We start from the raw sequence: 11,632 nt of genomic DNA, 5'->3' as shown, positions 1-11,632 counted from the left end.
TAAAAAGCATCCTGCTGATGAAGCAGGATGCTTTTTATGATCTGGGTTTTCGCCAAGCAATCATGACGAGAAAACCTAAAGCCCCGAATAGCAATGTCACGAAGGAGGCATGCAGAAGCAAAAAGCTGATATCCATAAGTGTTAACACAACCATGGCTCCCGTAAAAGCCTGAAGAAGAATAAGCCCAATGCTTAATGTGATTCCCCAATAAAGCCAAACTTCATCACGATATTTAAGCACGACGCGAATGAACGTGGTCGCTAACCAGATGATGAGGACGCCAGCCAGCACTCTATGGATGAACTGGACACCAGCGCGGCTATAAAGTTCAGGAATCCATTCGCCATTACACAGTGGCCAGCCGCGACACCCTAAGGCTGAGTCGGTGTGTCGAACGAAGGCACCGGAGTAAATTAAAAGATAAAGATAGATAAACATTCCTGTAAGATTCAGACGCATTGCCGTTGTAATCTTAGGTCGAATGGTAGTGCGGTACCTGGTCTGTTCGTAAACAATAATGGTTAGCATCAGAACACTGGCAAATGAAATCAATGAGAAACCAAAATGCAAGGCTAGAATAAAGGAAGACTGTTGCCAAATGACAGCGGCTCCTCCTAATAGACCTTGAAATGCGACAAAGAAAACGGATAGAACGGCTAATAATTTTGTCCATTTAATGTGGGCATAACGAAGCCAACTCCAAATGGCGTGAATGATAACAATAAGCCCCATTAATCCAGAAATAATACGATGGCTGAACTCAATGAGGGTTTCTTTCTTTACATCCGACGGGACAACTTCCCCATAACAGAGTGGCCAAGATCGTCCACACCCGTTAGCAGACCCAGTGTTCGTTACTAGAGCACCCATTAAGATGACAATAAACATCCCAAGTGTGGCTACAATACTAAAAATAAATAATTTGTTTTGTCTCAAAGAGGGACACCTTCTTACAAAAATGTGTCGATTTTATGTCAAACCGACACAAAGTATACAAATAAATGGAGTTCGTATATAATGAATACAGATAATATGAAATCCATTAATAGCTTAACATAATCTTTTAGACGCCAAAAATTGTTTTTGTGAACACTCTTAAACATTTTTGTGATGGTTTTTCAAAATCATAATCTTTTGGCGCAAAGTGGTTTCCATTTAGTTGTTTGTTAATTATAATGTAATGGGAAAATCACATAGAGACTAGAATTGTCATTTTGGTTCTTTTATTCGTGAGGATCATCTTTTACAATAAGAAAGGAAGCGTTTTTTATGGGCAAGCCCTTTGCCACCTATGAACCTACGCGTGTTATGGAACCGGGTCCATTGTCGGAGGCCAATCCTTCGGGGACTTGGAAAGACTTCCTAACGATTTCGAAAACAGGGATTGTCATATCCAATTTAATTACAACGTTCACTGGGATTTGGCTAGCATTAACTTTTAACGAATACGCATTTTTAGATTATATTATGACGATCATTTATGCTTTGATCGGTACGGCTTTAATTATTGCCGGTGGCTGTTGTTTTAATAATTACATTGATCGGGATATCGATCAATTAATGGAACGAACCCAGGAACGTCCATCGGCAACGGGGCGACTAGATGAAAGGCAAGTTCTATGGGCTGGTATTGCCATGTCTATATTGGGTACAATGAGCTTAATGTTAGCGCACTATGCGGCGGCAATTTTGGGGCTTATTGGCTTGTTTGTCTATGTTGTTGTTTATACCTGGTGGTTAAAACGCACTCATTCGTTAAACACTATTGTTGGCGGCATTTCTGGTGCCATACCGCCGATGATTGGTTGGGCTGCGATTGATCCCTCATTGAGCACTGGTATACCATGGTTATTGTTTATGGTTATGTTTCTGTGGCAGCCGCCTCATTTTTTGGCACTTGCTATCAAACGGGTTGAGGAATATCGTAAAGCGGGTATTCCGATGTTACCGGTTGTCGCTGGATTCGAGTTTACCAAAAGGCAAATGACGACTTACGTTCTAGTTCTGTTTCCAGTCTCACTTTTATTATATGAACTAGGTGCGATTTATTTAATAGCGGCCATTGTTCTGGGTCTCGGGTGGATCGCTGTTAGCCTATATGGGTTTTATATGAAAGATACAATCAAATGGGCACGGATCATGTTTGTGTATTCTTTGAATTATATGACCATTATGTTCATTGTTATGGTTGTGTCTGTTATTTAGTGACAATAATGGTTGTAGTCGGTTTTATAAACTATATCGCTGCAACCATTATAGTTAATATATTTAGTCATAATTTAGAGAAAGAGAGGTCGAACATATGCTTAAAAGATGGCAGCATTTATGGCGCTGGCTTCCTATAACAGCGCTTGCTTTGGTGTTGTCCGGTTGTGGTAAGCAGGGTGTTTCTGCGTTGGACCCATTAGGGGAAGTCGCAGAACGTCAAGCAAATCTCATGCTGATCAGTATAGCGATCATGGTTGTGGTCGTTCTAGTTGTTGGATTTTTATTTACATATGCATTGATTCGCTACCGCAAACGGTCTGGACAAGAAGAACATATTCCAAAACAAGTTGAGGGGAATACCAAACTAGAACTCCTTTGGACGATCATTCCAATTGTTCTTTTGGCCATTTTAGCTGTGCCAACGATTCAACAAACGTTTGCTTTGTCCGATACCAATAATGATAGTAAGAAAGATGATGTCCTTAAGGTTAAAGTGACAGCTAATCAATATTGGTGGGAGTTTACTTATCCAGATAAGAAAGTCACGACAGCACAAGATCTATATGTACCAAAAGATAAAAAAGTTGTGTTTGAATTGACATCCAATGATGTGGTTCACTCATTTTGGCTTCCAGCTTTTGGTGGCAAGCAAGACGTTAACCCTGGTTTAACGAATGAAATGTGGTTGACTTTCGATGAATTGGGGACTTTTAAAGGTCGTTGTGCTGAACTGTGTGGTCAGTCTCACGCACTAATGTATTTTAATGTTAAGGTCATGGAGCAAGACGATTTTGACCAATGGATTAAGGATATGAAAAACGGTGCGGAAAAACCTGATCAAGCCGTAGCACAAAAAGGCCAAAAGTTATTTAAGAAAAATTGCGTAGCTTGTCATGCAACAGATACTAATAAAAAGGGCATGACAGGACCGAACTTAACGAACTTCGCTGATCGGGAAAACCTCGCAGGCGTTGCTAAAAATAATAACAAAGATGCCTTGAAAAAGTGGATTAAAGATCCTGATAATCTAAAACAGGGAACAAGCATGATTGCATTTAAAGACAAACTATCGAATGATCAAATTAATGCGATTGCTGAGTATTTATCTACATTATCTGTTGACGACTAAATAACTGATAAGGGAGGTTGACATCGTGTCTGAAAATGCACAGAGTTTGTCTTCTGTACCAAAACAGAACCAAGGTTTTGGTTCATGGCTTTTGGAATGGTTAACAACTGTTGATCATAAGAAGATTGCAATTTTATATTTGTTTGGCGGTGGATTATTCTTCCTTGCCGGAGGAATTGAAGCTTTACTCATTCGTATACAACTTATTCAGCCTGAAATGGGTTTTCTCACGGGTTCTGAATATAATCAAGTGTTAACAATGCACGGAACGACAATGATTTTCTTTGCGGCGATGCCGTTTATCTTTGCTTTATGGAATGCGGTTGTTCCACTTCATATAGGGGCTCGTGACGTTGCCTTTCCATTTTTAAATTCATTAGGTTTCTGGCTGTTTTTCTTAGGTGGTTTGATTTTGAATGCCAGTTGGTTTTTTGGCGGTGCCCCTGCTGGTGGTTGGACAGCTTATGCTCCGCTATCATCGGGCTACCTTGGAAGCGGTATGAATTTCTATATTCTTGGTTTACAGGTGGCTGGTGCTGGTACTCTAATGGGTGGTATTAACTTTTTAGTGACCATTATCAATATGCGCGCACCTGGTATGACATTTATGCGCTTGCCGTTGTTTATATGGACGACATTAGTGACGTCTGTATTGATTATTTTTGCCTTTCCGGCATTAACGGTTGGCATATTCTTGTTGTTCTTTGACAAGATCTTCTCAGGTAACTTTTTTAATACAGCAGCGGGTGGCAATCCAGTCATCTATGAGCATATATTCTGGATATTTGGACATCCTGAAGTTTACATCTTAATCTTGCCTTCTTTTGGGGCGATTTCAGAAGTGATAAGTGCGTTCTCTAAGAAGCGGTTATTTGGCTACGCCTCCATGGTGTTTGCCACCGTCTTAATTGGTTTCCTTGCTTTCATGGTGTGGGTCCACCATATGTTCACTGTTGGCCTAGGTCCGGTTGCTAACGTGATCTTTGCGATTGCGACAATGGCCATTGCTGTACCAACGGGAATCAAAATTTTCAACTGGATCTTTACAATGTGGGGTGGACAAATTCACTTCACAACAGCCAGTCTTTTTGCCATTAGTTTTATCCCGACGTTCGTTATGGGTGGTGTGACAGGTGTTATGTTGTCAGTACCAGCTGCTGACTTCCAGTATCACGACAGCTATTTCGTTGTTGCCCACTTTCACTACGTTATTGTCGGTGGTGTCATTCTAGGTATTTTTGCCGGGTTATTCTATTGGTGGCCGAAAATGTTCGGTAAATTTTTGAGTGAAACACTCGGTCAGATAACATTCTGGACGTTTTTCATTGGCTTTCACTTAACTTTCTTTCCGCAACACTTTTTAGGGTTAATGGGAATGCCGCGTCGTTATTTTACCTACTTAGAAGGTGAGCACTTAGCAACTGGAAATCTGCTCAGTTCCATTGGTGCCGCTTTGATGGGTATAGGGGTTATTGTACTGTTGATTAATATTGTTAAAACAGCTGCAAATGGTAAGAAAGCTCAGGGTGACGCCTGGGGGCTTGGACGGACACTGGAATGGTCGATACCATCACCGCCGCCTGAGTATAATTTTGCACAAACACCGATGGCCAAAAGTCTTGATACTTTCTGGAAAGAAAAGATGGAAGGGAATAAGAAAGTAACCCCCGCTGAACCACTAGGTGATGTACATATGCCGTCACCAACCATGATACCGTTCTTAATGTCATTGGCTTTGACCGTTGTCAGTATTGGTTTTATTATTGCGGACACGACGGGTGATACGGTCGATATGACAGGAATTATCATTGCTATTGTCGGTGTTGTTGGTTTCTTCTCGTGTATGCTTGCAAGATCTGTTAAGGATGATGCTGGCTTCCACATTCATAAGGAAGAAATCATTGAAACTGAAAAGATAAGGAGGGATGAGTAATATGAGTCAAATGGATCACGCTGAACAAACGCTGCCAGCTCATCCCGAAAAAGCGACATTAGAAGGGAAAAATAAGTTTCTTGGCTTTTGGTTTTTTCTCGGTGGTGAAACCGTCTTATTTGGTACGCTGTTTGGAACATACTTAACGCTGAACAATCAAGTAGCTCAAGGCCCTGGCGCACCAGAATTGTTCGATATCTGGATGACGTTTGCCGCAACTATTATATTGTTGGTTAGTAGTTTGACCAGTGTTTTTGCTGTTGTTGGGATTAGAGAAAATAATATACGTAAGGTGCAATTGTGGCTTTGGATTACTGTTCTGCTTGGTCTTGCGTTCCTTGGCTTGGAAATTTACGAATTTCAGAACTATGTTCATGAGGGTCTTGGTTATACAACTAGCGCCTTCTCATCCGCCTTTTTCACTTTAGTCGGCACCCACGGCGCCCACGTTACTTTTGGGGTATTGTGGATTACGACACTCATCATCCAATCCTATAAGAAGGGATTGACGTCTGTTACGGCGCCAAAGTATTATATTTCCGCCTTATATTGGCACTTTATTGATGTTGTCTGGTTGTTCATATTCACAGTCGTTTATCTTTTCGGTATTTTAGGAGGGTAACCTATGACAACAAAAGATTTGAATACAGTAGCGTATATGGAGAAGCAAAAACAAAAACGTGAGATGCGGTATTATCTCGTATCTTTTGCCATGATGTTGGCGCTGACGATTATTTCCTTTACGGCCGTATACTTATATGAGCAAGAAGTAATTAAGAATGCAGCGATCATCATGTTCCTTATTGTTGTTTTGGCAGTCATTCAGTTCATGTTCCAATTGTATTATTTCATGCACATGAAGGATGAAGACCACGGTTATCCGGCGTTTATGATTTATTCGGGTGTAGGCGTAGCGTTTATTACCGTTTTATCATTAAGTGCCATTTCTTGGATTTAATTGATGAACCCCCAACAGCTTAGTTGGGGGTTTTGTCAATAAATCGAAATTTTTTTGGATGGTCAGCAGGGTGCATTGTTGTTATTCTAAATGTAATTCATACATAGTGAGGATGTTTGATCATGCTTAGCTTTATATTAGCAACGATATCGACAACGTTTATTGTTATATGTGGCATCTTAATAGCACTTGGTTGGCGTGCTATCAGGCAAGGTGATGAAACTAAGCATCAGAAGTTAATGGTCACTGCGTCAATTTTTGCTTTAGCTTTCTTTGTGATTTATATGAGCCGGACGACGTTTATAGGTAATGTGCCGTTTAATGGCCCTGAATCTTTGGCATTATCTTATCACATCTTTTTAATCATTCATATTGTGTTTGCAACGCTAGGAGCGATTTTTGGTCTTATTAGTCTATATCTCGGTTATAAGCAGAAATTCGTAGCCCATCGTAAAGTTGGTCCGTATACGGCTATTATTTGGTTCATAACAGCGATTTCTGGGCCAATTGTTTATCTTATGTTATTTATTATCTGGCCAAATGAGGCGGATAGCGGTTTAATTAAAGCAATATTTGGCTTGTAAACCCCGGGTTTCTCCCGGGCGTTTTTTATTTTATAAAAGGGAATTAAACCCTTGATATTGAATATAGATGGTTAAAGAAGATAATAGAAATGCTTTATATTGATCGGTGTTGGAGGTGCTCTAGTGGTTATTCGTGAAATGACAGTTGATGATGCTGATCGCTTTTTAAAATTAGAGTTAGCATTAGATCAAGAAACAACATTCATGCTATATGAGCCGGAAGAACGGCAAATGACGGTTCAAGACCAACAAAAGAAAATTGAAAACTTAATGAATCAAGAACATACAACGGCATTAACGGCTGAGGATAGCGAGGGTCAACTTATTGGTTTTGCGGTGGTTATGGGTAATCAATTGAATAGGATCAGACACCGCGCTTCAATTGTTGTTGGGGTTTTACAAGCGCATTCCGGGCAAGGGATTGGTTCGAAACTGCTGGAAGCTGGGGAAGAGTGGGCCCAAGACAGAGGGATAACCCGGCTTGAATTGACCGTTATGGGGCATAATCGGCGTGCTCTCGGACTATATGATAAGATGGGTTATAAAATTGAGGGCATGCGAAAGAAAGCGATTTTAATGAATGATGAATATGTTGATGAATTCTATATGGGGAAAATTTTAGAATAGAAGAAGGGCTGTCCGGTTGTGGGCAGCCCTTTTCATTATTCTTCAGCGTGCGTTTGATAATCATCAATCAATGCTTTTACATGTGCGAGCCTTTCTTGGCAGGTTGTAACCACATGTTCAGGGAAATCTTCATCATATTCAACACCATGTGGGTAATAGTGGTGACCGACATAAGGGATCCCTAACTTAGCCACAGCGCTAGGTTTTTCGAATTCACCCTCGACGGCAAGGGCAGGGATTCTAAGGTAATAAATACTACCGTCATGATGGTTCTCAAATTTGAAATCGTATGTAGCCCGTTCCCAATCCCATTGACCGCCGCGTGTGATGTTGGCTTGCTCCATGATATGTTCCAAAGCTGGGAAAGGCAGCACAGTATTTTCTATGCCAGTATCATGAAATTTCATCAGTTATGCCTCCTTACAGTCAAACATTCTGTCCTATTTATCATATTACGAACGACGCGGAATTGCAATGTGGGACCTTTGTCCTTTATATATCAATTTTTTTACTGCTCTAGAAGAATGTTTTGCAGAAAATGGGTCAGACTAGAAGTTAGTAAAAAGGAGGTTTCTCTATGAAAAAAATATTAAGCCTAACATTTGTCGTCGCTCTAATGGTTAGTTTATTAACTGGCTTCTCTTTACAAAAGGCTAGTGCCGAGTCTCAACAAACTTACACTATTCAACGAGGAGATACGTTATGGAAAATTTCTCAACGTTATCATGTAGGTTTAAAAGAATTGATTAATGCTAACCCAGAGATTGCTAACCCTGATTTGATCTATCCGGGAAATCAAGTCAACATACCTAAAATTCCTTCTATTAAAAAATTCGAGAAGCGTGTCATTGAACTCACTAATCAAGAGCGACAAAAGCAAGGATTAGAGCCACTGAAGGCCAACTGGCAAGTATCCCGGGTCGCTCGTTATAAAGCCCGTGATATGAGGGACAACAACTATTTTGAACATAAGTCGCCGACTTATGGTTCGCCGTTCCAAATGATGCGTGACTTCAATATCAGCTTTACAGCAGCAGGTGAAAATATTGCAGCCGGTCAATCGACTCCGCAAGCCGTTGTTGATGCCTGGATGAAAAGTAAGGGTCACCGTAAAAACATTTTAAGCAGCAAATATACACAAATTGGTGTTGGTTATGCTAAAGGTGGTTCTTATGGTCACTATTGGTCACAAATGTTTATTACAAAATAAGTCTTCAAATCTTATATAACGTTAAAAAAATGTGAAAAGGCACCCTTTGGGTGTCTTTTTTGCCCGAAACGTTGATATAATAATAATAGGAACTGACGGAAAGGATGTGATACGGCTGAGACTAACGAATGTATTGATTTTTGTTATAGCACTAGTGGTTTTCATAGGAATCTTTCTTTTTGATATTTCGGAGGAAGATAATCAAGCGCCATCATCACCTCAAATTAATGATTCCGGTCCATCCAAGAAATCTTTAACCGTTAGTAAAGACAGTGTCGGTAATTTAATGGGCGCCTCAGAAAAAAAGGTCGTCAAAAAATATGGTCAGCCGGATAGGAAAGACCCTAGCAGATATGGTTATCAATGGTGGATATATGGTAGGGGCAGCGAAAAATACATGCAGATTGGTATGAATGATGGTCAAGTTGTGACGGTTTTTGCTTTAGGACAGAAGGTCAATACCAAACCCTTTGAAATTGGTGCCCCATCATCCGAAATTCTTAAATATGTTTCATTTTCCGATTCTTTGTCACTAAATTATAAAGGTGAGGAATACGAATTCGAATTTAAAGAAGAGGATTTGATGTTACGGCCGCTTATCAAATTTAATGATCATTGGGTGCAATTATATTTCAATCATTCTGATGAACGATTATTAGGTGTCCGGTTTTTGTCAACGAGTGTTCTGATGAGTCAGCGGCCTTATACTTTGGTGTACAAGGGACAATTGGAGCAACCGCCAAAACTTCCACAAAAACAATGGAAGGCTGTTAATCAAGCTCGGGCCCGGCAAGTTGTTGATATTACTAATATTCTTCGCCAGCGATTTGATTTGGATAAACTGAATCGGAACAAAAAAGCTGCTCAAGCGGCTTATTTACACAGCGTAGAAATGGAGCAGAAAAACTACTTTTCCCATGATTCCAAATGGCAAGGTCATTTGGGTGACCGTTTAAAAACCCAAAAAGTTCCCTACAAAATCGCTGGAGAAAATATTGCTGCGCATTACATTGATGCTGCGGCTGTTGTTCACGGATGGATGAATAGTGAGGATCACAGGAAAAATATTTTGAAGGATGACTTTACCGAACTTGGCGTTGGTGTCTATCATAATTTTTACACGCAAGATTTTCTTACACCGCGAAAATGACATTATAAAAAAAGATAAGCATTTTAAATCACGCTGCAAATGGCGTGGTTTTTTTTATGAAGAATATTAACTGAAACGATGTACAAGATAAGAAAAGAGTTTCAAATCAGGAAGGTGATAATATGGGGGATTCGAAACGTTTGATTGACTGGCCAACATTCATCGGAGCACTGATATTGCTTTTGTTGGTGACTATACCGCTTATCATTTTTCCGGAACAAGGTGAAACTTTTGTCTTAGCGGCGAATGACTTCATTTCTCGGAATTTTGGAGCTGTTTACTTACTAGTGGGTTTAGGGGTTTTCTTCTTTCTCCTATATGTCGCGTTCAGTGAAAATGGCCGGGTAAAACTAGGGGATGAAGGTGAAAAACCAGAATTTAACACATTTTCATGGGCAGCAATGTTATTCTGTGCCGGGATTGGTTCAAGTATTTTATACTGGGGGACGATCGAATGGGCTTTTTATTATCAAGGACCACCTTTTGGTCTTAAATCAGGGACTGAGGAAGCGATCTCATGGGCCTCCACCTATGGTATTTTCCATTGGGGTCCTATTGCTTGGGCTATCTATACATTACCATCACTACCGATGGCGTACTTCTATTATGTTCGTAAGAAACCCGTGTTGAAAGTCAGTGAAGCCTGTCGCCCGTTAATTGGCCGGTTGGCAGATACGTTTGTCGGAACGATCATTGATGTTCTATTTATGTTCGGTCTATTAGGAGGTGCGGGAACGACCCTTGCCTTGGGGACACCGATGATTGCTCAAGGCATTCATTCCTTAACGGGCATAAGTATCAATATGATATTAAAAACGGTTGTCTTAGTAATATGTACAACCATTTTTGCAGTAAGTTCCTATACAGGTTTGCGCAAAGGGATTAAATATCTCAGCGACGTGAACCTTTGGCTGGCTATATTTTTATTGGCATTCGTGTTTATATTTGGACCAACACAGTTCATTACTGAGACAACTACGAATAGCATTGGCTTAATTTTAGATAACTTTTTTCATATGAGTACATGGACGGAACCCTTTAATAATTTAGGACCGTTTGAACGCACAGGTTTTCCTGAGAGTTGGACGGTCTTTTATTGGGCTTGGTGGTTAGTCTATGCCCCATTTGTCGGTTTATTTGTCGCGAAGATTTCCAGGGGGCGAACGATACGGCAAATGGTTCTTGGTACCATTATTTATGGATCGATTGGAAGTTTGCTTTTCTTTGGTATCATCGGAAATTACGGGTTGTATATGCAGTTAACCGGGGTGCATGATGTGATCGGTGTTGTTAATCAACAGGGAGCACCGGCGGCCATTATTAGTGTGATTGAGCAATTACCCCTTAACTTTTTAATGGTATCCATTTTTACTATATTAGCCATCATTTTCTTGGCGACAACGTTTGATTCAAGCTCATATATTCTCGCTTCCGTTGTTCAGAAGGAAGTTGACGATGATCCAATCCGATGGAATCGCTTATTCTGGGCATTTGCTTTATCGCTCTTACCCTTGACATTAATGTACCTTGGTGGCTTGTCTATTCTGCAGACAGCTAGCATTGTGGGAGGATTCCCACTTCTAATCATATTAATCCTGTTAGGGTGGTCATTTATGAAAGCCTCAACAGGTGACATTAAAGCACAAGATTCTTATCGACCAAAAGTCATCCATATTAATTATCGAAAAATCGTGGATAGGTTAAAACGCAGACGGAAACATTCAGACGATCATCATGATTAGACATCATCACCCTCTTCATTTGAAGAGGGTTTTTTAATTGATTATACAGGAGGTTTCGTGTACGCTTTTATTAATGAATATTTTGTCATT

At 40.3% G+C, this 11,632-nt stretch carries 12 protein-coding genes; 10 read left to right on the top strand and 2 right to left on the bottom strand.

Annotated features, from left to right (window positions below; all coding sequences use genetic code 11):
- Positions 1-34: 34 nt before the first annotated feature.
- Positions 35-937: a COX15/CtaA family protein gene (locus tag B9Y89_RS15540; RefSeq protein ID WP_085524108.1), complete on the bottom strand. Its 903-nt coding sequence runs from the start codon at positions 935-937 to the stop codon at positions 35-37.
- A gap of 333 nt (positions 938-1,270) precedes the next feature.
- On the opposite strand from B9Y89_RS15540, the gene cyoE reads away from it, so the two are divergent.
- The 7 genes from cyoE to B9Y89_RS15505 all read left to right on the top strand — a co-directional run bounded on the left by cyoE (position 1,271) and on the right by B9Y89_RS15505 (position 7,440).
- Entirely contained in the window at positions 1,271-2,206 is a 936-nt protein-coding gene (cyoE, locus tag B9Y89_RS15535; protein ID WP_085524107.1) for a heme o synthase, read from the top strand.
- Positions 2,207-2,303: 97 nt separating this feature from the next.
- A complete protein-coding gene (gene coxB, locus B9Y89_RS15530; RefSeq protein ID WP_085524106.1) occupies positions 2,304-3,338 on the top strand; it encodes a cytochrome c oxidase subunit II in 1,035 nt (344 codons plus the stop codon).
- Between the two features lie 46 nt (positions 3,339-3,384).
- On the top strand, positions 3,385-5,271 hold the full coding sequence (locus B9Y89_RS15525) for a cytochrome c oxidase subunit I (RefSeq protein ID WP_085524764.1): 1,887 nt from the start codon (positions 3,385-3,387) through the stop codon (positions 5,269-5,271).
- Position 5,272: 1 nt separating this feature from the next.
- A complete protein-coding gene (locus B9Y89_RS15520; protein ID WP_085524105.1) occupies positions 5,273-5,893 on the top strand; it encodes a cytochrome (ubi)quinol oxidase subunit III in 621 nt (206 codons plus the stop codon).
- Between the two features lie 3 nt (positions 5,894-5,896).
- On the top strand, positions 5,897-6,229 hold the full coding sequence (locus B9Y89_RS15515; RefSeq protein ID WP_085524104.1) for a cytochrome C oxidase subunit IV family protein: 333 nt from the start codon (positions 5,897-5,899) through the stop codon (positions 6,227-6,229).
- A gap of 122 nt (positions 6,230-6,351) precedes the next feature.
- Positions 6,352-6,813, top strand: coding sequence for a DUF420 domain-containing protein (locus B9Y89_RS15510; RefSeq protein WP_085524103.1), 462 nt, complete (start codon positions 6,352-6,354; stop codon positions 6,811-6,813).
- Positions 6,814-6,936: 123 nt separating this feature from the next.
- Positions 6,937-7,440, top strand: a complete 504-nt coding sequence (locus B9Y89_RS15505) for a GNAT family N-acetyltransferase (RefSeq protein WP_254901265.1) — start codon at positions 6,937-6,939, stop codon at positions 7,438-7,440.
- Positions 7,441-7,475: 35 nt separating this feature from the next.
- On the opposite strand, the gene B9Y89_RS15500 is transcribed toward B9Y89_RS15505, so the two are convergent.
- Complete coding sequence (locus tag B9Y89_RS15500) at positions 7,476-7,847, bottom strand: YugN family protein (RefSeq protein WP_085524102.1); 372 nt, start codon at positions 7,845-7,847, stop codon at positions 7,476-7,478.
- Positions 7,848-8,017: 170 nt separating this feature from the next.
- On the opposite strand from B9Y89_RS15500, the gene safA reads away from it, so the two are divergent.
- The 3 genes from safA to B9Y89_RS15485 all read left to right on the top strand — a co-directional run bounded on the left by safA (position 8,018) and on the right by B9Y89_RS15485 (position 11,542).
- Entirely contained in the window at positions 8,018-8,650 is a 633-nt protein-coding gene (gene safA, locus B9Y89_RS15495) for a SafA/ExsA family spore coat assembly protein (RefSeq protein ID WP_085524101.1), read from the top strand.
- Between the two features lie 106 nt (positions 8,651-8,756).
- A complete protein-coding gene (locus B9Y89_RS15490; protein WP_139822818.1) occupies positions 8,757-9,800 on the top strand; it encodes a CAP domain-containing protein in 1,044 nt (347 codons plus the stop codon).
- Positions 9,801-9,922: 122 nt separating this feature from the next.
- Entirely contained in the window at positions 9,923-11,542 is a 1,620-nt protein-coding gene (locus tag B9Y89_RS15485) for a BCCT family transporter (protein WP_085524099.1), read from the top strand.
- The last annotated feature ends 90 nt before the right edge of the window (positions 11,543-11,632 follow it).

Origin of the sequence: Tuberibacillus sp. Marseille-P3662, from assembly GCF_900178005.1 — a bacterium.
Lineage (GTDB): Bacteria > Bacillota > Bacilli > Bacillales > Sporolactobacillaceae > Marseille-P3662.
This window is presented reverse-complemented; position numbering and strand designations above follow the sequence as displayed.